General features: G+C 74.6%; 8 protein-coding genes. 7 read left to right on the forward strand and 1 reads right to left on the reverse strand.

The window, feature by feature from the left end:
- Positions 1 to 133: 133 nt before the first annotated feature.
- Positions 134 to 13,105, reverse strand: a complete 12,972-nt coding sequence (locus tag F6X68_RS34665) for a type I polyketide synthase (RefSeq protein ID WP_151454972.1) — start codon at positions 13,103 to 13,105, stop codon at positions 134 to 136.
- Positions 13,106 to 13,648: 543 nt separating this feature from the next.
- Here F6X68_RS34665 and F6X68_RS15700 point away from each other — a divergent pair.
- The 7 genes from F6X68_RS15700 to F6X68_RS15730 all read left to right on the forward strand — a co-directional run bounded on the left by F6X68_RS15700 (position 13,649) and on the right by F6X68_RS15730 (position 23,698).
- Positions 13,649 to 13,831, forward strand: coding sequence for a hypothetical protein (locus tag F6X68_RS15700; RefSeq protein ID WP_151454973.1), 183 nt, complete (start codon positions 13,649 to 13,651; stop codon positions 13,829 to 13,831).
- A 36-nt stretch (positions 13,832 to 13,867) separates the two neighbouring features.
- Complete coding sequence (locus F6X68_RS15705) at positions 13,868 to 15,436, forward strand: fatty acid--CoA ligase (RefSeq protein ID WP_151454974.1); 1,569 nt, start codon at positions 13,868 to 13,870, stop codon at positions 15,434 to 15,436.
- A 448-nt stretch (positions 15,437 to 15,884) separates the two neighbouring features.
- Entirely contained in the window at positions 15,885 to 19,010 is a 3,126-nt protein-coding gene (locus tag F6X68_RS15710; protein WP_151454975.1) for an amino acid adenylation domain-containing protein, read from the forward strand.
- Positions 19,011 to 19,054: 44 nt separating this feature from the next.
- Entirely contained in the window at positions 19,055 to 20,038 is a 984-nt protein-coding gene (locus F6X68_RS15715) for an aldo/keto reductase (protein WP_151454976.1), read from the forward strand.
- Positions 20,039 to 20,096: 58 nt separating this feature from the next.
- Positions 20,097 to 20,834 carry a sulfotransferase family protein gene (locus F6X68_RS15720; protein WP_151454977.1) on the forward strand — a complete coding sequence of 246 codons (738 nt, stop codon included), beginning with the start codon at positions 20,097 to 20,099 and terminating at the stop codon, positions 20,832 to 20,834.
- Positions 20,831 to 21,688, forward strand: a complete 858-nt coding sequence (locus tag F6X68_RS15725) for a family 3 encapsulin nanocompartment shell protein (RefSeq protein ID WP_151454978.1) — start codon at positions 20,831 to 20,833, stop codon at positions 21,686 to 21,688. Before F6X68_RS15720 ends, F6X68_RS15725 begins: the two co-directional genes overlap by 4 nt.
- A gap of 840 nt (positions 21,689 to 22,528) precedes the next feature.
- Complete coding sequence (locus F6X68_RS15730; RefSeq protein WP_151454979.1) at positions 22,529 to 23,698, forward strand: MFS transporter; 1,170 nt, start codon at positions 22,529 to 22,531, stop codon at positions 23,696 to 23,698.
- Positions 23,699 to 23,794: the final 96 nt, after the last annotated feature.

Below are 23,794 nucleotides of genomic sequence, written 5' to 3' on the forward strand. Positions count from 1 at the left end.
GGACCAGCCCTCCACCCCGGTCGGGCCTCCCGTGAACGGACCAGCCCTCCACCCGGTCCTGCGTCCCGCGAACGGACCAGCCCCCCACCCCGTCGTCCGTCGGGGTGGGGGGCGGTCGTGGCTCGCCCCGGGGTCAGGCGTTGTCCAGCTCGCTGTCCAGGATGTCGAACAGGTCGTCCGCCGTGACCGAGGCGAGGTCCGTGGCCTCGGCCGGGCTGGACTTGTCGCGCCACCTGGTGAGCAGCCGTTGCAGGGCCGCGGCGATGTCCGTCTCCGCCGTCTGCGTCGCGTCCACCAACTCCAGCGTCGCCTCGACCCTGGCGATGCTGTCGACGAGGGTGCGCAGGTTGAGCTGCGCCTGGTTGCCGCCCAGCTCCCCGATCAGGTGCTCCACGAGCGCCGCGGGCGTGGGGTGGTCGAACGTCAGCGTCGCCGGCATCCGCAGGCCGGTGGCCTGGTTGAGCCGGTTGCGCAGCTCCACCGCCGTCAGCGAGTCGAAGCCCAGCTGCTTGAACGCCTGGTCCGCCGCGATGGTCTCCACCGAGTCGTGGGCCAGCACCGCCGCCACGTTCGTGCGTACCAGGGTCAGCAGCACCTCGCGCTGCTCCGGCCCGGCGAGGCCGGCCAGCCGGCCGGACAGCGACGCCGCGCTGCCGGCCGAGGAGGAGCGCCGGGGGCGGGTGAAGGAGCGCAGCGGTGCCGGCGCCGACGTGCTCGTGCGCAGGACGCCCACGTCCAACCTGATCGGGACCAGGCACGGCTCGTCGGTCCGGCAGGCCGCGTCGAACAGCGCGAGGCCTTCCTCGACGGTGTGCGCCCGCACGCCGGTGCGCCCGATGCGGGCGAGGTCGGCCTCGGTGAGCCCACCGGTCATCGCGCCACCGCTGCGCCACAGGCCCCAGGCCAGCGACGTCGCGGTGAGGCCGGACGCCCGACGCCGCGCGGCGAGCGCGTCCAGGAAGGCGTTCGCCGCCGCGTAGTTCGCCTGGCCGGCCGTGCCCAGCACCCCGGTCGCCGAGGAGAACAGCACGAACATCTCGACGTCGCCGGCCAGCTCGTGCAGGTTGAGCGCCGCGTCGACCTTCGCCCGCAGCACCGCGTCCACCCGTTCCGGCGTGAGCGACTCGACCGTACCGTCGTCCAGCACGCCTGCGGCGTGCACGACGCCGACCAGGTCGGGCAGGGACGCCAGGAGGTCCGCCAGCGCGGCCCGGTCGGCGGCGTCGCAGGCAGCGACCGTGATCCTGGCGCCCAGCGACTCCAGCTCGGCCGTCAGCTCCGCGGCGCCTGGCGCGGCCGGGCCACGGCGGGAGGTCAGCACGAGGTGCCGCGCACCGTGCGCGGTGACCAGGTGGCGGGCCAGTTCCGCGCCCAGGGCTCCGGTGCCGCCGGTGACGAGCACGGTGCCCGCCGGGTCGAACAGGCGGCGGTCCGAGGCGGACGCGAACGTCGCGAGCCGCGGCACGGTCGACACCCCGTCGCGGACGGCCACCTGTGGTTCACCGGTCGCGACGGCCGCGCCGACGAGAGCCGGGTCGTCGGTGTCGACGAGGACGAAACGATCGGGATGCTCGGTCTGCGCCGAGCGGACCAGGCCCCAGACCGCCGCGCCCGCCGGGTTCGTGCCGTCGGTCGCACCCCGGGACACGAACACCAGCGGGGAGCGGTCGCCGGGCAGCCACTCCTGGACCGCCGCGAGCGCGTCGTGCACGGCGGCCCGTACCGCCTCGGCGTCCGTGCCGGTCCCGACCTGGAACACGTCGAAGGCGCTGGCGGAGGCCACGGGCGTGGGGACCGGCTGCCACTCCAACCGGTGCAGCCCGTCCGGACCGGCGGTGGAGCGCAGCTGCTCGATCGTCACCGGGCGCGCGACCAGGGACTCGACCGTGGCCACCGGCATGCCGGTGCCGTCGGCGAGCGCCAGGGCGTACGCGTCGCCGGCGGTGGGCGTGATCCGCACCCGCAGGGCCGTCGCCCCGGTGGTCAGCACCCGTACGCCGTGCCAGCTGAACGGCAGGCGCAGCGGACCGTCGGCCCCGGTGGCCAGGGAGATCGGGTGCAGGGCCGCGTCCAGCAGCGCCGGGTGCAGTCCGAAGCGACCCGCCGGCGCGTCGACGGGGAGCGCGACCTCCGCGAGCAGTTCGTCGCCGCGCCGCCAGGCCGCCACCAGTCCCCGGAACGCGGGGCCGTAGTCGACGCCGAGGTCGGCGATGCGGTCGTACAGCTCCTCGACCGGGGCCGGCACGGCGTCGGCGGGCGGCCACTCACCGGCCCAGCCGGCCTCGGCCTCCCCTGCGGCGTCGAGCAGGCCGCTCGCGTGCTGCGTCCACGGCTCGCCGTCGAGCGCGTCCTCGCGCCGGGAGTACACCCGCAGCGGCCGGCGCCCGGCCTCGTCGGGCTCCCCGACCTCCACCTGCACCCGTACCGCGCCGTCGGTCGGCAGCACCAGCGGCGCGTGCAGGGTCAGCTCCTCGATGCGGTCGAGGTCGACGTGCTCGGCGGCCCGCCGCGCGAGTTCGACGAACGCGGCACCCGGCAGCAGGACCGTGCCGAGGACGGCGTGGTCGGCGAGCCAGGGCTGTTCGCGCAGGGAGAGCCGGCCGGTGAGCACGCTCCGCTGGGAGTCGGCGAGCGCCAGCACCGCGCCGAGCAGCGGATGGTCCGCCGCCCCGAGCCCGAGCCCGGCGGCGTCCGCCGGCCCCTCGTCGGGGACCAGCCAGTACCGCTGGTGCTGGAACGCGTACGTCGGCAGCTCCACCTCGCGGGCGCCCGCCCGGTACGCGCCGGCGTCGGGGCCGGCTCCGGCGGTGAAGAGTCGCCCGACGGCCCTGCCGAGGGTCGCGGTCTCGGGTTCTCCCCGGCGGGCGGTGGCGATGGCCGTGGCGTCGCCGGTGGCGGCGGCCGTGGCGAGGACGGTGTCGGGGCCGATCTCGAGGAAGGTGCCGACGTGGTGCGTGCCGGCGAGAGCCTCGACGGCCTCGTGGAAGCGGACGGTGTGGCGCAGCTGGGTGACCCAGTGGTCGGGGGTGGAACGCAGCGGTCGGCCGTCGACGGTGGAGATGACGGGAACGGTGGGCTCCCGGTGGGTGATGGAGTCGGCGACGGCGCGGTAGTCGTCGAGGACGGGGTCCATCAGGTGGGAGTGGAAGGCGTGCGAGACGGTGAGCCGCTTCGTCCGGTGGCCCTGCGCGGCGAGTGCCTCGGCGGCCGCTAGGGTGGCGGCCTCGTCGCCGGAGAGGACGAGGTCGGTGCCGGTGTTGACGGCGGCGACGCCGACCACGTCGGAGAGGTACGGGGTGACCTGTTCCTCGGTGGCCTGCACGGCGACCATGGCGCCCCCGGTGGGGAGGGCCTGCATGAGCCGGGCGCGGGCGGCGACGAGTTTCGCGGCGTCGGCGAGGTCCCAGACGCCGGCGACGTGGGCGGCGGCGAGTTCGCCGATGGAGTGTCCGGCGAGGTGGTCGGGGCGGATGCCCCAGGATTCGAGGAGCCGGTAGAGGGCGACCTCGAAGGCGAACAGGGCGGGTTGGGTGTAGCCGGTCTGGTGCACCTCGTCGGTGTCGATGACCTTGCGCAGCGGTTGGTCGAGGTGCGCGTCGAGGGCGGCGCAGACCTCGTCGAACGCGGTGGCGAAGACGGGGTACGCGGCGGCGAGTTCGCCGCCCATGCCCAGCCGCTGCGCGCCCTGCCCGGTGAACAGGAACGCCAACCTGCCGGCCCCGGGGGTGCCGGTGACCAGGTTGGCGGCCTCCTGGCCGGCGGCCAGCGCGGCGAGGCCGTCGAGGAGTTCCCGCCGGTCGGTCCCGACGACGGCGGCCCGCTGTGTGAACCGGACCCGGGCGGCCAGGGAGCGCGCGACGTCGGCGTCCGGCAGTTCGGGGCGGGCCGCGAGGTGGTCGTGCAGGCGGCGGGCCTGCTCCCGCAGGGCCTGCTCCGAGCGGGCGGACAGCAGCCACGGCAGGGCCTGCGGCGGCGTGCCGGCGTCGGCGCTGTCGGCCTCGGCGGGCGGCTCCTCGATGATCACGTGCGCGTTCGTGCCGCTGACGCCGAACGACGACACCCCGGCGCGGCGCGGGTGGCCGTTGCGCTGCCACTCGGCCGGCTCGGTCAGCAGCGCGACCGAGCCCGCCGACCAGTCGACCTTCGGCGACGGCTCGTCGACGTGCAGGGTGCGCGGGAGCAGCCCGTGCCGCAGGGCGAGGACCATCTTGATGACCCCGCCGACGCCGGCGGCGGCCTGGGCGTGGCCGATGTTGGACTTCAGCGAGCCCAACCAGAGCGGGCGTTCGCGGTCCTGGCCGTAGGTGGCGAGGATTGCCTGGGCCTCGATGGGGTCGCCCAGGGAGGTGCCGGTGCCGTGCGCCTCGATGGCGTCCACCTGGTCGGCCGACAGCCCGGCGTTGGCCAGCGCCGACCGGATGACCCGCTGCTGCGAGGGCCCGTTGGGGGCGGTGAGGCCGTTGGAGGCGCCGTCCTGGTTGACGGCCGAGCCGCGTACCACCGCCAGCACGCGGTGGCCGTTGCGGCGGGCGTCGGAGAGCCGCTCGACCACCAGTACGCCGACGCCCTCCGCCCAGCCGGTGCCGTCCGCGGCGGCGGCGAACGACTTGCACCGGCCGTCGGGGGCGAGGCCCCGCTGCTTGGAGAACTCGACGTACAGGCTGGGGGTGGACATGACGGTCACGCCGCCGGTCAGCGCGAGGGAGCACTCGCCGGAGCGCAGCGCCTGCACGGCGAGGTGCAGGGCGACCAGCGACGACGAGCAGGCGGTGTCGACGGTGACCGCCGGCCCCTCCAGCCCGAACGTGTACGCCACCCGGCCCGAGGCGACGCTGCCCGCGGTTCCGGTGCCAAGGAATCCCTCGACACCGTCGGGTACGGCGCTCGCCCCGGCGGCGTAGTCGTGCGTCATGAGGCCGGTGAACACGCCGGTGGGTGAGCCGCGCAGCGCGTCCGGCCGGAGGCCGGCGTTCTCCAGCGCCGCCGAGCAGGTCTCCAGGAAGATCCGCTGCTGCGGGTCCATCGCGAGCGCCTCGCGGGGGCTGATGCCGAAGAACTCCGCGTCGAACCCGGCCGCGTCGAGCAGGAATCCGCCCTGGTCGACGTAGCTGGTGCCGGGGGTGTCCGGGTCGGGGTCGAACAGCGTGTCCAGCGACCAGCCGCGGTCGGTCGGGAAGCCGCTGATGCCTTCGCGGCCGTCGAGCAGCAGCTGCCACAGCTCGTCGGGTGAGGTGACGCCGCCGGGGTAGCGGCAGGCCATGCCCACGATCGCGACGGGTTCGTCGGTGGGGCGGGCGGCGACCGCCGCCACGACGGGCCGCGGTTCGTCCTCCCGGTCACCCAGCTCGCCCCGAAGGTACTCGACGAGGGCCTCCGGGGTGGGGTAGTCGAAGGTCAACGTCGCGGGCAGCCGCAGCCCCGTCGCGGTGTTGAGCCGGTTGCGCAGCTCGACGGCCATCAGCGAGTCGAAGCCGAGCTGGCGGAACGGTTCGGCCACGGAGACGGCGTCCGCGTCCGGCTGGGCGAGCACGGTGGCGACCTGCGTACGCACGATGTCGAGCAGCAGCCCGCGCTGCTCCTCCTCGCTGCGCCCGGCCAGCTCGCGGGCCAGCGCGGTGGCGCCCGGCCGGGTCGCGGCCTGCCGCCGGCGCGGCACCCTGGCCAGGCCGTGCAGTGGCGGCGCGGCGTTCGTGGCGGCGCGTACCGCGGCGACGTCGATGGTGACGGGCACCAGGTGCGCGAGGTCCGAGCGGCACGCGGCGTCGAACAGCGCGAGCCCTTCCTCGACGCTGTGCGGGAGGAGACCGCCGCGCGCGATGCGGGCCAGGTCGGTCTCGCCGAGCTGGCTGGTCATCGCGCTGGCCTCGGCCCACAGGCCCCAGGACAGCGAGGTGGCGGCCCGGCCCTCGGCCCGGCGCTGTGCGGCCAGGGCGTCGAGGAACGCGTTCGCCGCCGCGTAGTTCGCCTGCCCCGCGGTGCCGATGACGCTCGCGACGGAGGAGTAGAGCACGAACAGGTCGACGTCGCCGGCCAGCTCGTGCAGGTTGAGCGCGGCGTCGAGCTTGGGTCGCAGGACGGCGTCGAGGCGGTCGGGCGTGAGCGACTCCAGGATGCCGTCGTCGAGCACGCCCGCGGTGTGCACCACGCCCACCAGCGGCCGGGCGAGCCCGTCGAGCAGCGCCGACAGCGCCTCGCGGTCGGCGGTGTCGCACGCGACGACGTCGACCGTGGTGGCGCCGAGGGCGGTCAGCTCCTCGGCCAACGCGGCGGCGCCCGGCGCGTCCAGGCCCCGGCGGGAGGCGAGGACCAGGTGTTCCGCGCCGTGCCGGGTGACCAGGTGGCGGGCGAGCGCGGCGCCGAGCGTGCCGGTGCCACCGGTGATCAGGACGGCCCCCGTCGGGTCGAACAGCGCGCCGTCCCGGGTGGCGGCGGCGTGCCGCGCGAGCCGCGGCACGGTCAGCGCCCCGTCGCGGACGGCGAGCTGCGGCTCCCCGGTGGCGAGCGCGGCGGCGAGGGCGCGCTCCGACTTGTCGGTGCCGTCGGTCTCGACGAGGACGAAGCGGTCCGGGTGCTCGGTCTGGGCGGAGCGGACCATGCCCCACGCCGCCGCGCCCGCGAGGTCGCCGCCGCGGGTGACCACGGCCAGCCGCGCGGTGCCGGCCGCGGCCCGCTGGAGCGTCGCCAGCGTGTCGTGGAGGGACTGTCGTACGGCGTCGGCGGTGTCGCCCGCCTCGACCCGGAACACCTCGACGTCGGGCGTGCCGGTGCCGGTCGGGGCGGCCACGGGCACCCAGTCCGTGCGGTACAGCGCGGCGGTGGGGCCGCTCGCGCCGGCCAGGCCGTCCGTCGTGACCGGCCGGACCGCGACCGCGTCGGCGCTCAGCACCGGGTTGCCGTCGTCGTCGGTGGTGCTCACCCGCAGGGTGTTCTCGCCGGCCGGGGTCAGCCGGACCCGCAGCGCCGAGGCCCCGCGGCGGTGCAGCCGCACCCCCCGCCAGGAGAAGGGCAGCCAGGCCCGGCCGGCCGGGTTCCCGCCGCCGTCGAGGTGCAGCACGAGCGGGTGCATGGCGGCGTCGAGCAGCGCCGGGTGTACGCCGTAGCGCACGGCGGCCGGCTCGTCCTCGGTGCGCAGGGTGGCCCGGGCGAACAGCTCGTCGCCGCGCCGCCACACCTCCTGGACGCCCTGGAAGGCGGGGCCGTAGCAGAATCCGCGCGCCAGCAGCCAGCCGTAGAAGTCGCCGACGTCGACGGGCTCCGCGCCGGCTGGCGGCCACTCGTCGACCACCGGGGCCGGCGCGGGTGCGTCGGCCAGCGTGCCCGAGGCGTGGCACGTCCACTCCGCGCCCGGCGGCTGCCCGGCCGGCTGGGAGTACACGCCGAACTCGCGGCGGCCCTGCTCGTCGGGTCGGCCGACCCACACCTGGAGGTTGACCCGCTGCTCCTCGGTCAGCGTCAGCGGGGCCTGGAGGGTGAGTTCCTCGATCGTGCCGCTGCCGGTGTGCTCGGCGGCGTGCGCGGCCAGTTCGAGGAACGCGGTGCCGGGCAGCAGGACCGTGTCGAGGACGGCGTGGTCGACCAGCCACGGCTGCTCGCGTAGGGAGAGCCGCCCGGTGAGCACGAGCCGGTCGGTGTCGACGACGCCCAGCACCGCGCCGAGCAGCGGGTGGCGTGCCGCGGTGAGGCCGGCCGTGCCCACGTCGCCCCCGGCGGTGGGCCGCAGCCAGTACGACCTCCGCTGGAACGGGTACGTCGGCAGCGGCACCTCGCGGGCGCCGGGGAAGTAGGCGTCGGCGTCGGGGCTGGTCCCGACGGTGAAGAGGTGGCCGACGGCCCGGGCGAGGCTGTGCGTCTCGGGCTGCCCCCGGCGCATGGTGGCGATGCCGGTGGCGTCGCCGGTGGTGGTGGCGAGGACGGTGTCGGGGCCGATCTCGAGGAAGGTCTCGACGCGGCCGGCGGCGGTGAGGGCGGCGACGGCGTCGTGGAAGCGTACGGCCCGGCGGACCTGGGTGACCCAGTGCTCGGGCGTGGAGCGCAGCGGCTGCCCGTCGACCGTGGAGATCAGCCCGATGCGGGGTTCGTGGTGGGTGATGGACGCGGCGACGGCGCGGTAGTCGTCGAGCATCGGGTCCATCAGGTGGGAGTGGGCGCCCAGTGGGATCGGCAGCCGCTTGGTCTTGTGCCCGAGCGCGGCGAGCTGTTCGGCGGCGGCGAGGGTGGCGGCCTCGTCGCCGGAGATGACCAGGTCGGTGGGGGTGTTGATGGCGGCGATGCCGACCTGCTCGCTCAGGTACGGGGTGACCTGCTCCTCGGTGGCCTGCACGGCGACCATCACGCCGCCCAGCGGCAGGGCCGCCATGAGGGTGGCGCGGGCGGCGACGAGCTTCGCGGCGTCGGCGAGTGACCAGACGCCAGCCACGTACGCGGCGGAGAGCTCGCCGAGGGAGTGCCCCGCCACGAAGTCGGGGCGGATGCCCCACGACTCGACGAGCCGGTGGAGGGCGACCTCGAAGGCGAACAGGGCCGGCTGCGTGTACGCGAAGCGGTGCAGGTCGTCGCTGCGGATGATCTCGCGTACCGGCTTGTCCAGGTGGCGGTCCAGCTCGGCGCAGGCCTCGTCGAAGGCGTCCGCGAAGACGGGGTACGCGGCGGCGAGTTCGGTGCCCATGCCGAGGTACTGGGCGCCCGTACCGGTGAACAGGAACGCCAGCCCGCCGGGGCGGACGGTGCCGGTGAACACGTCGGCGGTGCCCTGACCGGCGGCGAGGGCGGCGAGGCCGTCGAGCAGGTCCTGCCGGGTGGCGCCGGTGACCGCGGCCCGGTGGCCGAAGGCGACCCGGGTGGTGACGAGGGACCGGCCGACGTCGGCGACCGACAGCTCGGGCCGGTCGGCGAGGTGGTCGTGCAGCCGGCGGGCCTGCTCCCGTACCGCCTGCTCGGAGCGCGCCGACAGCAGCAACGGCAGCACCGGCGGGGCGGCGGGGGCGTCGGCGGCCGGGGCGTCGGCGGCGGGCGGCTCCTCGATGATCACGTGCGCGTTCGTGCCGCTCATCCCGAACGACGAGACGGCGGCCCGGCGCGGCCGTTCGCTGGCGGGCCACGCGACCGGCTCGGTCAGCAGCGACACCGCCCCGGCCGACCAGTCCACCTTGCGGCTCGGCTCCGAGACGTGCAGGGTGCGCGGCAGCAGCCCGTTGCGCAGGGCGAGGACCATCTTGATCACGCCGCCGACGCCGGCGGCGGCCTGCGTGTGGCCGATGTTGGACTTGAGCGAGCCGAGCCAGAGTGGCTGTTCGCGGCCCTGGCCGTAGGTGGCGAGGATCGCCTGGGCCTCGATGGGGTCGCCCAGGGCCGTGCCGGTGCCGTGCGCCTCGAGCGCGTCCACCTCGCCGGCCGCGAGGCCCGCGTTGGCGAGCGCGGCGCGGATGACCCGCTGCTGCGAGGGCCCGTTGGGGGCGGTGAGCCCGTTGGAGGCGCCGTCCTGGTTGACGGCCGAGCCGCGGACGACCGCCAGTACGCGGTGGCCGTTGCGGCGGGCGTCGGAGAGCCGCTCGACCACCAGCACGCCGACGCCCTCGCCCCAACCGGTGCCGTCGGCGTCGTCGGAGAACGCCTTGCACCGCCCGTCGGGGGAGAGGCCGTTCTGCCGGGAGAACTCGGTGAAGGTCTCCGTGCCGGCCATCACGGTCACGCCCCCCGCCAGGGCCATAGAGCACTCGCCGGAGCGCAGCGCGCGTACGGCCAGGTGCAGGGAGACCAGCGACGCCGAGCAGGCGGTGTCGACGGTCATCGCCTGGCCCTCCAGGCCCAGGGCGTACGCGACCCGGCCGGACGCCACGCTGCTCGCGGTGCCGGTGATGAGGTGGCCGTCGACCCCGTCCTCCTCGCTGTGCCCGAGCCGGCCGTAGTTCTGCACGTGCAGGCCCGTGAAGACGGCGGTGTCGCTGCCGCGCATCGAGGTCGGCGGGATGCCGGCGTGCTCCAGCGCCTCCCACGCGGTCTCCAGGAACACCCGCTGCTGCGGGTCCATCGCCAGCGCCTCGCGGGGGCTGATGCCGAAGAACTCCGCGTCGAACTCGTCCGCGTCGTGCAGGAAGCCGCCGGCGGTCGCGTTGCACGTGCCCGGCCCGTCGCCCGCGAACAGCGCCGCGAGGTCCCAGCCGCGGTTGGTGGGGAACTCGCCGATGACGTCCGTGCCGTCCGCGACCACCCGCCACAGGTCGTCCGGGGAGGTGATGCCGCCCGGGTAGCGGCAGGCCATGCCGACGATCGCGATCGGCTCGCTCTCGTCGTACGACTCGACCGTGGCCGGCGCCGCCTCGGCCGTGCCCAGCCCCAGGGCGTCGAGCAGGTGGCTGGCGAGGATGTCCGGCGTCGGGTAGTCGAAGACCAGGCTCGCCGGCAGGCTGAGGCCGGTCGCGGCGCAGAGCCGGTTGCGCAGCTGCACGGCGATGAGCGAGTCGTAGCCGAGTTGGCGGAACGGCGTCTCGCCGTCGATCGTCGCGGGCGCCTGGTCACCCAGGACCTCGCCGGTCGCGGCCCGTACGAGTTCGCGCAGCAGGCCGAGCCGGTCGTCCGCCGGGGACGCCAGCAGCCGCTCGGCCAGGGCGTTGCCGGCGCCGTCGGTGCCGGCGTCGGCGGCCAGCACGGGGCGCGCGGCGACGACGCAGGGCTCGCCCGAGGCCAGCGCGGCGTCGAGGAGGGCGCTACGTCGTGCCGCGGGGGGCCGGGCGAACCCCGGCGCGCTCCACGCCACGGAGACGCCGGGCAGGCCGAGCGCGCGCCGGTGCCGCACCAGCGCGTCGGCGGCGACGGTGGCGGCGACGTCGCGGCCGTCGGTGAGCAGCACGAGGTTGGCCGGGGCGCGCCCGAGCGGCGCGGTGTGCAGCGCCAGCGTCTCCTCGACCGTGAGGTCCACCGCCGCGACGGTGGTGACCGGCCGGTCGCCGAGCACGGCCGCCAGCGTCTCCGGGTCGAACGGCACGTCCGGGTGCACGCAGACCTCGGCGCCGAACGCCGCCAGCTCCGCCGGGGCGCCCGCCGGCACGTCGTCCGGCCCCACCAGGACCAGTTCGCGTACGTCGTGGGCCGCCACGAGGTGGCGGGTGAGCGCCGCGTCGTACGACCGGGCGACGAGCACGACCGTGCCCCGCAGCGGTGCGCCGCCGGGCAGGGCGGGGACGTCCGCGTACCGGGGCACGAGCAGTTCGTCCTCGCGTACGGCCAGCACGTCCTCGCCGCAGGCCACGGCCGCGCGCAGCTCGTCGGCGCCGACCCGGTCGGCGTCGAGCAGCACGAGCCGGCCGGGACGGCGGAGCTGGTGGGCCCGCGCGAGCGCCCAGGCGGCGGCCTGCCCGGGAGCCGCCTCGTCGTCGCCGTGCAGGCCGCCCCGGGTCAGTACGACCAGGCGCGAGTCCGCCGGGTGGTCCTCGTCGAGCACCCGCGCCAGCAGCTCGGACAGCGCGGTGTGGTCGGGGTAGCTGTCGACGGTCAGGTCGTCGTCGGTGAGGTCGGCGGTCAGCTCGGGCGGGCCCACGACCGCCCAGGCGAGCCGACCGGAGTCCGACTCGGAGCCCGGCTCCGGTGCCGGCTCCCAGCGCAGCGCGTGCAGCCGGTCGGGCAGCGACGAGGCCACGCCGACCAGGCGGGCGGGCAGCTCGGGGAGCCGGTGCCGGGCGGGGCTGCCGAGGGCGGTGCGGGGGATCTCCCGCACCAGGTACGTCTCGACCGGCACGGCCGCGGCGGGCAGTTCCGCGCGGCACCGCGCCAGCAGGCCGGCGGTGTCCACGTCGGACCCGACGACGAATGCGACCGGACCGTCGGGCCCGGCGAGGGCTGCCGCGTCGGCCACCCCCGCGACGCCGCGCAGCACCGCGTCGATCCGGTCCAGCCGGACCCGCTCGCCGCCGACCTCGACCGCGTCGGCCAGCCGGCCGGTGACCGTGAGGTGCCCGGAGTCGTCGCGGCGGGCCAGGTCGCCCGTGCGGTACCAGCCGCCGCGCAGTGCCTCGGCCGTCTCGGCGGCGAGGTCGTGGTAGCCGCCGGCCATCACGTTCGGGCCGCTGACCCAGACCTCACCCTCCTGGCCGGGGCCCAGGTCGGTGCCCGATGCGGGGTCGACCACCCGCACGCTCAGGCCCGGCAGGGGCAGGCAGCGTCGTTCCGCGTCGCCGTTGGGCCAGCTCACCGCGATCAGGCCGGACGTCTCGGTGGTCACGTAGCCGGTGAGCAGCGGCGCGGCGAACGCGGCCTCGAAGGAACCGCGCAGCGCCGGGTCCACGGGGCCGACGGCCAGCGCGATCCGTACCCCCTGCGGGTCGGGGCCCGGGGCGTCCAGCAGGGCGCGGTGCGTCGCGCCGGTGCCCACCAGCACGGTGCTGCCCTGCGCGGCGAGCGTGGCCCGCAGCTCGTCGGGGGAGAGGCCGCCGGCGAGGCGTACCGACGCCCCCGCCGCGGTGGCGGCGAGGAGCTGCCCGAAGCAGGCGTGCACGGGCAGCATCCACAGCACCCGGTCGTCCGCCGTCCACCCGAGTCCGGCCACGTAACTTGCCGCGGCGGCGGGCCACAGCGCGTTGCGCTGCGTGGACAGCACGCCCTTGCGGCGGCCGGTCGTCCCCGCCGTCCAGGTGAGGAACGCCAGGTCGTCGAGGCCGGCGTCGTCCTGGGGTGGCGACGCCGGGTCGGTCGTCGCCAGCTCCTCGAACGAGTGCCCGTCGCCGTCGTACCCGCCGTCGACGACGAGGACCGACACGGACACCCGCGCCGCGTTGGCCGCGTCGGTGATGACCGCGTCGGCGCCGGCGTCCTCGACCAGCCGGGCCAGCTCGGCGTCGTCCAGGGCCGGGTCCAGCGGCACCGCGATGCCGCCGGCCCGGACGACGGCGAGGACGCCCTCCACCGCCGTGACGCCGTCGAGCAGGACGACGACGCGGTCCGCCGGCCACACGCCGAGGTCGGCGAGGTGGCCGGCGAGCCGCGCCGTCCGTATCTCCAGCTCCGCGTGGGTCACGTTCCGCCGCGAATCGGCGTACGCGACCTGGTTGCCGGACCGGTCGGCGTTGGTCCGGAGCAGTTCGGGCAGGGGCCGGAGCAGATCGGTACGCGGCATGGTTCAACAACCTCTTGTCGGATAGCAGTGGTGATGCGGACCGTGGGTGGGGATGCGCTCAGACCGTGACCGGAAGGGACACCAGGGCGGGCACCGGCGGCGTACGCCTGACCTTCAGCGACTCCCGGGGGGCGGCGAGCTCGATGTCCGGGAAACGGGTGCACAGCTCCCGGAGGGCGGGTCGGGGAACCGCTTCGGGGCGTCGTACGACGCGTACGGGCTCGCGAAGTGGTCGTCGTCCATCAGTTGCCGATGCCCGTGCACCGGGCACGTGTCCGCCATGTCGTCCTCGCTGTGATCGCTCGGAAGGAATCGCTGTCGGATGCGGTGCGCCGGGCGGGAGGGACCGCCCGCGCGCCCATGGTGCCCTCAGGCCGTCCACGCTCGGGTAACTGCCGGGACGACGGCCGTTGGTGCGGTGACGCCTCACCTCACGGGTACGGGTCCCGAATCGGGCCCGTGGGCCAGTTCTTCCGCTGTTACCGGGTGATGGACACGCGCTGATTACGTTCAGTTCGCACTCGTGCACAAGGAGGAACAGCGATGACGACGTCGCGGGCCAGGCCCAGCGCGGCCGATGGGCTGGCGAGCGCGGAGGGCGATTTCGTCCAGATCATCGACATGCCCCGGCGTCTTGCAGACGACGACGGCGGCATCGCCGAGTGCGAGGTGCGGATGGCGCTGGTCAACCCGCCCGGCATGCGTTCCCAGGCCGACGCGGCGTGAGCCGCCCCCACCCGTACGTCCACTGAGGAGGACTTGGTGACCGTTCAGTTGCGCACGCTCGTCGACGTGGCGCGCCGGCACGCCGTCCAGCAGCCGGACGCCGTCGCGATCATCTGCGAGGGCCGGCGCGTCGACTACGCCACCCTGCACCGCGTCAGCAACCAGGTGGCACGCGGCCTCCAGGCGGCGGGCCTGCGCCCCGGTGACCGCGTCGCCTACCTGGGCAGGGAGTCCGAGCACTTCTACGACCTGCTCTTCGGCGCCGCGAAGGCCGGCGTGGTGTTCGTGCCGATCAACTGGCGGCTGGCCGCCGGCGAGGTCGAGCACATCCTGCGCGACTCGGGCGCCGCCCTGCTCTTCGTCGACGCCGACTCGGCCCCGGTCGCCGAGAAGCTGGCGTCGGAGCTGCCGATGCTGCGACAGGTGGTCGCGCTGGACGACGGCGGCGTGGCCCGCGCCGGCTTCGCGGCCTGGGTGTCGGCGCAGCCGGACGCGAACGTGCTGGCCAAGGTCACGTCCGACACGCCGTTGGCGCAGATGTACACCAGCGGCACGACGGGGCTGCCGAAGGGCGTCGTCCTCGCGCACCGCAGCTTCTTCGCGGTACGCGACGGGCTCGCCTCGGAGAACCTGGACTGGCTCGACCTGCGCGAGAGCGACGTCAGCCTCCTCTGCAACGGCGGCTTCCACATCGGCGGCCTGTCGTGGGCGGCGATGGGTTTCGCCGCGGGCGCCACGAACGTGCTGATGCGCGAGTTCAACACTGCGGGCGCGGTCGGGCTGATCAGATCGCTGCGCGTCACCACCATCCTCGCGGTGCCCTCGATGCTGCGACTGCTGCTCGCGGAGCCCGGCGTCACCAAGGCGGACTTCGCTTCGCTGCGGAAGATCGTCTACGGCAGCGCGCCTATCTCGACGGCGCTGCTGGCCCGCTGCATCGAGGGCTTCGGCTGCGAGTTCGCCCAGATCTACGGCCTGACCGAGACCGGCAACTCCGCCGTCTGCCTGCCCCCGGCCGACCACACCCCGGACGGCGGCAAGATGCAGTCGGCGGGGCTGCCGTACCCGGGCTTCGAGGTCAAGATCGTGGACGACAAGGGCGACCCGCTGTCGGCCGGCGAGGTCGGCGAGGTCTGGCTGCGTTCGCCGGGCGTGATGGTGGAGTACTGGAACCTGCCGGAGGCCACGGCGAAGACGCTCGTCGACGGCTGGGTCGTCACCGGTGACGCCGGCTTGCTGGACGAGGACGGCTACCTGTACATCCGGGACCGGATCAAGGACATGATCATCGTATCGGGGGAGAACGTCTATCCCGTCGAGGTCGAGAACGTGATCAGCCGGCACCCGCTGGTCGCCGAGTCGGCGGTCGTGGGCGTGCCGGACGAGCGCTGGGGCGAGGCCGTCTACGCGTTCGTGGTGCCGGTGGAGGGGCAGCAGCTCACCGAGCGCGACCTGGCGCTGCACCTGCGCGGTCAGCTCGCCGGCTTCAAGCAGCCGCTGCACTACGAGTTCATCGACCGGGTGCCGCGCAACCCCAGCGGGAAGATCCTGCGGCGCGAGCTGCGGGAAAGGTTCTGGCAGGGGCACGACCGTCGGGTGAGCTGATCGCGATGACGGCGGTGACCAGCGAGCGGGACACCCGCGACCCGCTGCGCCGGCTCGAACGGCCCGCGCGTTGCTGGCTACCGTCCGTCATCGCGCCTGCTTGTCGGGTGGCGGGGGTGTCCGTTCGCGCCGCCGGTACACCTCCGCGCGTAACCGACGGTCCAGCGTGGAATCTCCGCGTACGCCGGCAGGTGGGCGAAGGATTCCCTGGTGGGAGGCCTGTCTGCCGGACGGGCGGCGCGCGGGGAGCGCGGTCACCACTTCCAAGTGACGGGAATCGATGTAGCAGAAAGTTGCATATTCCCTCCCATCGATCGGCCCTCTAGTGTCCTTGACCAGCAGCCAGGGCATCGACCGGCGCCGATAACTACCCTTGCTGCGCGTCGGGTCGGATTCGTCCCGTCCGCAGCATGACGACAGGCCTGCGGGCACGGGGACAGGAGGCGTGATGAGGGCGGGCGACACCGGATCCGCGGCGGCGGTTCCCGTCTCCGACGGGCCCACCTGCCGGTGCACCGCCACCACTGCGGCGGCCGCCGGGAGGGCGTACGACGACCGGCCCTTCCTGGCCGTGCCCGGCATGGTCGAGGAGCGCGTCGACCGGCACCCGCACCGCCGGGCGGTGTCGTTCCGGGGCCGTTCGCTGACGTACCGCGAACTCGACGACCTGGCCAACGGCGTGGCCGCCGCCCTCACCGGGCGGGGCGTCCGGCGGGGCGACGTGGTGCCCGTTCTGATCGCCGACGGGCTCGAACTGCCCGTCGTCGACCTGGCGCTGATGAAGCTCGGCGCGGCCTTCGTGCCCGTCGATCCCGGCTGGCCGGCGGACCGGCTGCACGCCTCGCTGCGGGAGGTGCGGCCCCGGCTCGCGGTGGTACGCGGCACCGGCCCGCGTCCCGACACCGGCGACGTCCCCTGCCTGCCCGTCGACCTCGACGAGATCACCCCGACCCGCCGCCGGCCCGGCGTGCCGATCGGCCCGGCCGACCTGATCTACGGCATCTTCACCTCCGGCACCACCGGCACCCCGAAGTGCGCACTGAACCGGCACGACGGGATCGCCAACCGGCTGCGGTTCATGACGCGACACTTCGCGGCGACCGGCGACGAGGTGGTGCTCCAGAACAGCCGGCACACCTTCGACTCGTCGGTGTGGCAGATGTTCTGGCCGCTGACCACCGGTGGCCGCACCGTGGTGCCGGTCGAGGGCGGGTTCCTCGACGTCGAGCGGACCATCCGGACCATCGCCGACGAGACCGTCACGATGACCGACTTCGTGCCGAGCGTGCTCGGCGCGCTGGTGTCGGTCCTGGACCGGGACCCGGCGGCCCGGCGCGCCGTCGCCTCGCTGCGCAACGTGATCGTCGGCGGCGAGGAGATCGACCCCTGGGCGGTGCACCGGCTGGTCGAGTTGGTGCCGGGCGTGGCGGTCACCAACGGCTACGGCCCGACCGAGGCGTCGATCGGAATGATCTTCCACACCGTCGCCCGTAGCGACGGTGACGTCATCCCCATCGGCCGGCCCATCGACAACTGCTACGCCGCCGTCGTGGACGACGAGCTGCGCCCCCTGCCGCCGGGCGAGACCGGCGAGATCGTCATCGGCGGCGTGTGCCTGGGCGAGGGATACCTCGGCGACCCGGCCCGCACCGCCGAGGTGTTCGTGCCCAACCCGCTCCCCGACATCCCGGGTGCCCGGCTCTACCGCACCGGCGACCTCGGCCGGATCGCCCCCGACGGCCGGCTGCACTTCGCCGGCCGCCGCGACCACCAGCTCAAGGTCAACGGCGTCCGGATCGAGGCGGGTGAGATCGAGACCGCCGCCACCCGGCTGGCCGGCGTACGGCAGGCGAAGGTCCTGCTCGCCCGCGAGCACCGGGGGAAGTCGCTGGCTCTCTTCCTCGCCGCCGACCCCGAGGTCACCGAGCCGCAGGTGCGGGCGCACCTCCGGCTGCTGCTGCCCCGGACCCACGTGCCCCGGCACGTCGTCGTGCGCGACGCGCTGCCGCTGACCGGCAACGGCAAGGTCGACCGGCAGGCGCTGGAGGCATGGCTGGACCGCACGTTCGCCGACCGGACCCGTCCGTCGGCCGCGCCCGCCGAGGCGCGGACGCTGCCCGAGCGGGTGCTGGGGGTGTTCCGGACGGTCCTCGGCCGGCCCGACCTCGACCCCGACACCGACTTCCTCGACGCCGGGGGCGACTCGCTCCAGGCCCTCGACGCGGTCACCGCCCTCGGCGCGGACCAGAGCCTGCGCGTCGGCGTGCAGGACCTGTTCACCCACCGCAGCGCCGCCCGGCTCGCCCGGGCGCTCGCCGTACGGCTGCGCACGGCCGATCCCACCGAGACCGAGGACGAGCTGGTGGAGCGGGACGCGAAGATCCCGGCCGACCTGCCCGTACGCCCCGTCGGCCGGCGCCGGGCGCCGCGTACGGTCCTGGTAACCGGGGCCACCGGCTTCGTCGGCGCGCGCCTGGTGCACGAGCTGCTCGCCACCACCGACGTCCGGGTGCTCTGCCTGGCCCGCGCGGCCGACGATGCCGAGGCCACCGCCCGCGTCGTGCACGCGCTGGCCGAGCGGGGCCTGTGGCGGCCCGGCCACGGCCCGCGCCTGCACGGGTACGCGGCCGACCTCGGCAGCCCGGCCCTCGGCCTGACCCCGCAGGCGTGGGACCGGCTGGCCCACGACTGCGACCTCGTGCTGCACGCCGGGGCGCTTGTCAACTTCCTGTTCGACTACCGGGCCCACCGCGCAGCGAACGTCCTCGGCACCGCCGAGCTGCTGCGGCTGTGCCTGACGGGACGGCCGAAGCCGCTGCACCACGTCTCCACCCTCGGCGTCCTCGACAGCGAGGCCGCCCGCCATCCGCAGCCGCTGCCCGAGACGTACGACCCGGCCCTCGCCGTCCCGCCGACGAGCGGCTACAGCCGGTCGAAGTGGGTGGCGGAGCGGTACCTCGACGACGCCCGGCGGCGCGGCGCGACCGTCACGGTGCTGCGCCTCGGCGAGGTGATGCCCGCGGCCGACGACGGCCACCCCAACCCCCGGGCCCTGACCCACCTGCTGCTGGCGGCCTGCCACCGGCTGGGGATGCGGCCCGACGCGCCCGTGCGCTCCGACTGGACGCCGGTGGACTGGGCCGCCCGGCGGATCGTCGCCACGGTCGTCGACCCGCGCCAGTGGGGCGGCACGCTGCACGTCCTGCACCCGGTGAGCGTCGACTTCACCGACCTGCCGCTGGGCGGCGCGGACGCCCTGCCCCGGGTGAGCTGCGCGCGGTTCCTGGCGGGGCTGCGCGAGGCGGCCGGCGAGGGCGACCGCGACGCCGCCGTGCTGCTGGCCCTCTTCCCGCCCGGCGCGGGCGCCGACGAGGAGCGGCTGCGCGCGGTCTTCGCGACGCTGCTCACCGACAACCCCCGGCTCTTCCGGCGCGACGGCTGCGCCGAGTTGGAACGCCGCCGGGGCTTCACCGACCACCGGCTCGGCCCGTCCGTCGGCGCCTACCGCGCCTGGCTGGGCGCGCACGAGGGGCGGGAGGCCGACCGGCTGCTGCTGCCGGCGGGACCAGGGTGAACGGTCGCGCGCGACGCAATTTCCGGCACGGATGAGGGAGTGGAATGCGATACCGCAGGATGGGTCGGCTCGACTGGCAGGTCAGCGAGGTCGGGTACGGGATGTGGGGCATCGGGGGCGGGCCCGGCGGCTTCACCGGCTGGGACTACGACACCGCGCCGGCCTGCCTGGACGAGGCGGTGGAACGGGGCTGCAACTTCTTCGACACCGCCTGGGTATACGGGCGGGGCGTCAGTGAGCAGCTCCTCGGCGGCCTGGTGCGCCGGCACCCGGACCGCCGGCTGTACCTGGCCACCAAGATCCCGCCGAAGAACCGCGAGTGGCCGCCCGGCCCCCAGGACACCCTGGACGACGTCTTCCCGGCCGAGCACATCCGCGAGTTCACCCACCGCAGCCTCGAGAACCTCGGCGTGGACCGGATCGACCTGCTCCAGTTCCACGTCTGGGAGGACCGGTGGGCCGCCGACGGCCGCTGGCAGGAGGCCGTCGCGGACCTCAAGCGGGAGGGCCTGGTCGACGGCGTCGGGATCAGCGTCAACCGGTGGGAGCCGACGAACTGCCACGCCGCCCTCGACACCGGCCTGATCGACGTCGTGCAGGTCATCTACAACATCTTCGACCAGGCGCCGGAGGACGAGCTGTTCCCGCGCGCCCAGCGCGACGACATCGCGATCATCGCCCGCGTCCCGTTCGACGAGGGGACGCTGACCGGCACGCTGACCGCCGACAGCACCTGGCCGGAGGAGGACTGGCGCAGCACGTACTTCGGGCCGGAGAACCTGCTGCCCAGCGTGGAGCGCGCCGAGCGGCTGGCCGCCGACGTGCCGGCGGGGATGACCATGCCGGAGCTGGCGCTGCGGTTCATCCTGCACCACCCGGCGGTGAGCACGGTGATCCCCGGCATGCGCCGCGCCGAGCACGTCCGCGCCAACCTGGCCGTCAGCGACGGCGTACCGCTGGACGCCGGGCTGCTGGACACGCTGCGCGGCCACCGGTGGGACCGCAAGCCGACGTCGTGGTCGCAGTGAGCGCGCCCCGCCGCGGCGCCGCCCCGGGGTGGCGGGAGACGCGGTACGGGAGGCCGGCATGCCGGTGATCGCCATGTGGGCGCATCCCCGGGCGCTCTCCACCGCGTTCCTGCGCATGATGATCGCCCGCGGCGACGTCACGGTCGTCCACGAGCCCCTGGTCACCCTCGTCGACGAGGGACACGTCGAGCTGCCCGCCGCCGACGGCGGCACCGTCACCGTGACCGATGCGGCCGAGGTCGTCGCGCACCTGACGGAGCTGGGCCGGGACCGGACCGTCTTCGTCAAGGACACGCTCGAATACCGCTACCGGCACCTGTTCGCCGATCCCGGGGCGATCGCCGACGTCACGCACACCTTCATCGTCCGGGAACCGGCCCGCACGATCAGCTCGCACTACGCGATCAAGCCGACGGTGACCTGCCCGGAGATCGGCTACGAGCACCAGTGGGAGCTGTACGACCTGGTCAGCCGGACCGCGCACCGGCCGCCGGTGGTGATCCGGGCCGAGGACCTGCTGCGGCACCCGGGGGAGACGGTGTCGGCCTGGTGCGAGGCCGTGGGGCTGCCGTTCCTGCCCGAGGCGCTGAACTGGGCGCCGGGGGAGCGCACCGAGTGGCGGCGTACGCGCAAGTGGCACCTCGACGTCGAACGCACCTCGGGCTTCTCGCCGGTCGAGAAGTCCTTCGAGGTGACCGTCGCCAACAACGACACCCTGCGGTCGTACCACGACTACCACCAGCCCTTCTACGAGCGGCTGATCCGGCACGCCATCTCCATCGGGGAGGACTCATGACCACCACCGCCGCGCCGCCCGTGACCGCGTCGTCGACGCTGTCGCCGGGTGAGCTGTTCGCCCGCGCGTACGCCGACGATCCCGCCGGCGCCGAGGTGCGCTTCGACTACACCATCACGGACGCCTTCCAACCGACCAAGGAACGCCCCCGGGTGACCGTGCGCAACCTGTTCCGCAAGCGGCCGGTCGGCATGGAGCCGGTCCGGTTCTGGTCCGAGGGCCGGCCCGACGCGGGCGAGGCCGCCGCCGTGCACGAGTCGGTCCTGCGCCGGGAGGCCGCCTTCCGGTTCGGCACCGCCTCCGCCGGGGTGCACCCGATCCGCGCCTGGGTGCGCATCCCCGAGGAACTCGCCGACGACCCGGAGGCGCTGGCCTCCTTCATCGACTACCGGCTGCTGGTCCGCCTCGCCACGGCCGAGAACCAGGCGCTGACCATCGGCGAGGGCGGCCTGCTGCGGCACCCGGAGATCGGGCGGCTGCCGTACCGGCACGACTGGCTCAGCGGCCTGCTCGCCGCCTGCGACGAGATCGAGCAGACCGGGGCCACCCCGCACGCGATGATCGTCAACCCGCGGGACTACTACACCCACCTGCTCGGGAAGGGCTCCCTCCTGACGGACCTGACCCGCAACGGCGTCCAGATCAGCCGTACGCGGATGGTGGCGCCGGGCGAGGCGGTGGTGGGCGACTTCGCGATGGCGGCCCGCCTGCTGGACGCGGGGCGGTCCGCGATCCGCGTCGACACCCCGCCGCCCGGCACCCTGTCCACCGACGGCCCGGCCGTCTGCGCCGAGATCCACGAGGGACTGGCCGTGCACCTGCCGACCCACTTCTTCCACGTCGTACCGGCCTAGCGCCTCGTCATACAGCCTTGGCCGGGTGATCCGTGCTGCGTGGGACGGTGGTGGCCGCCGAGCCGGTCTGGGGCGGGAGGGTGTGTGACGCTGTCGAGCTGAGTCGTCTGTGACATCAGGCGTCGTCCGGGCCACCGTGGCCCCAGACGGCGGTGAATCGTCTGCGACATCAGCTCGACAGCGTCCCACGTGCGGACACTTCCGCCGACGGACACCATGACGGACCCTGGAGTTCGTCGCGAACCCGCGCCTCGGTCGGAATGCTGGTTCCCCAGCGGTTACCCGACCGAACGCCGGACCAGCCGTTCGTGGTCAGGACGCCATGTACCTCAAAGCGGCTGGGTAGCGCACATGGTGTCCTGATCACCGGCAAAGGCGAGGCACTGGATCGTCGTCGGACTGGTGCCGGCTAATTGCGAACACGGCGCCTTGAGGTACGGCCCTGCTCCGCTCGCGGTCGGATGGCATGCTCGTGTCCCGTGATCGATGATCTCGCGAAGGACAACCTGCATGGCGGTCGTTGGATGAGGTCACGCGACGCGGAGGTTCGCCCCGGGGCTGCTCCGTCAGCAGGCTGCCGCCGGGGCTGGTGCGTTCGCGGACCCGGTTGAGGGGTCGTGGATCCAGGTGGTGGCGCAGCCGTCGGCGACGGTCTTGAGTCGTCGATTGGATCGTTCCGCTTCGATGCCGCTATCCTGAGCGCGAGGTGCCCGGTCGGCCTTCGGTCTGCCTGGTCGCTGGTCGATCCACTGGGGACTCGACCTGCGTCGGCAACCGCGATGCCGGACCACCTCACCGCCCAGCAAGGCCTCACGGAGCACGGGCTAGGAGCGTCACCGCATGACCACGACCGGCGGGAAACTATCGTTCTACCGGCCCATCGTCCCGCTCTTCGCCGCGATCTTCCTGTGCCTGCTCGGCGTGGGCGCGTCCCTGGCGGTGCTGCCGTTCTACGTCCTCGACGAGCTGGGCGGCAACCGGGTCGAGGTGGGGGTGGTGATCGCGGCGATCGCGGTCTCCGCCGTGATCGCCCGGCCCATCGCCGGCCGGGTCGGCGACCGGCACGGGTACCGGACGGTGATGCTGGGCGGGGCGGTGGTGTGTGCCGCCGCCGGGGCGGCCTACCTGGTGGCCGGCAACATCGGCGTGCTGGTCGGCGTCCGGGTCCTGCACGGGATCGGTGAGGCGGCCGTCTACACCGCCGGCGCGGCCTGGCTGGTGGCGCTGGCGCCGGCCGACCGGCGGGGCCGCGTCGTCGGCCTGTACGGCATCTACATGTGGCTGGGCATCACGCTGGGCGCCCTGCTCGGCGCGGTGCTGCTGCGTACCTCCGGTTATCCCGCGGTGTGGCTGTTCGCGGTCCTGGCGGCGGCCGTCGGGGCCGCGCTCGTCGCGACCCGACCGCGGCCGCAGCAGGCGAGCCCGGCGGGCCGGGCCGGCATCCTGCCGCGCAGCGCGGTGGCGCCCGGCGTCGCGCTCTCCCTGGCCGGGTTCGGCTACGCCGCGCTGGCCGCGTTCGTGGCCCTGCACATGGCGGAGCGGGGCATCGAGAACGGCATCGTCGCGTTCAACGCGTTCGGCTTCACCTACGTGGGGGTCCGGCTCGTCGTGGGCGGGCTGCCCGACAAGCTCGGCGCCGGCCGGGTGGCCGTCGGGTCGGCCCTGGTGGAGGCGGTGGGGCTGCTCCTGGTCGCGGTCGCGCCGAACCTGCTGGTCGCGGTCCTCGGCGGGCTGGTGATCGGCGCCGGGCTCTCGCTGCTCTTCCCGGCGCTGGCCCTGTTGGTGATCAACCGCACGGACCCGGCCCACCAGGGGACGGCGCTCGGCGCGTTCACCTCGTTCTGGGACATCGGCCTGGTGGCCGGGGCGCCGCTGGCCGGCCTGGTCGCCAGCATGGCCGGCTACCCGGCGGTCTTCCAGGTGATGCTGCTGGCGGCGCTGCTGTCGGCGGCCCTCTCGGCGTGGACGATGCTGCCCCGCCGCTCCCCGTTGAACCAACACTCCGGCTGACCTCCCACCCACCCATGCCTCGCTGATCATGGGGTTGGCGGCGAAGCCGATCTCCTCGGCGCCCGCCAACCTCATGATCGACCCGGGTGGCCGGGT

Origin of the sequence: Micromonospora sp. AMSO12t, from assembly GCF_008806585.1 — a bacterium.
Lineage (GTDB): Bacteria > Actinomycetota > Actinomycetes > Mycobacteriales > Micromonosporaceae > Micromonospora > Micromonospora reichwaldensis.

Coding starts and splice junctions, on each gene's coding strand:
- F6X68_RS34665 (WP_151454972.1), bottom strand. CDS start 13,105: ATGCCGCGTACCGATCTGCTCCGGCCCCTGCCCGAACTGCTCCGGACC.
- F6X68_RS15700 (WP_151454973.1), top strand. CDS start 13,649: ATGACGACGTCGCGGGCCAGGCCCAGCGCGGCCGATGGGCTGGCGAGC.
- F6X68_RS15710 (WP_151454975.1), top strand. CDS start 15,885: ATGAGGGCGGGCGACACCGGATCCGCGGCGGCGGTTCCCGTCTCCGAC.
- F6X68_RS15715 (WP_151454976.1), top strand. CDS start 19,055: ATGCGATACCGCAGGATGGGTCGGCTCGACTGGCAGGTCAGCGAGGTC.
- F6X68_RS15720 (WP_151454977.1), top strand. CDS start 20,097: ATGCCGGTGATCGCCATGTGGGCGCATCCCCGGGCGCTCTCCACCGCG.
- F6X68_RS15725 (WP_151454978.1), top strand. CDS start 20,831: ATGACCACCACCGCCGCGCCGCCCGTGACCGCGTCGTCGACGCTGTCG.
- F6X68_RS15730 (WP_151454979.1), top strand. CDS start 22,529: ATGACCACGACCGGCGGGAAACTATCGTTCTACCGGCCCATCGTCCCG.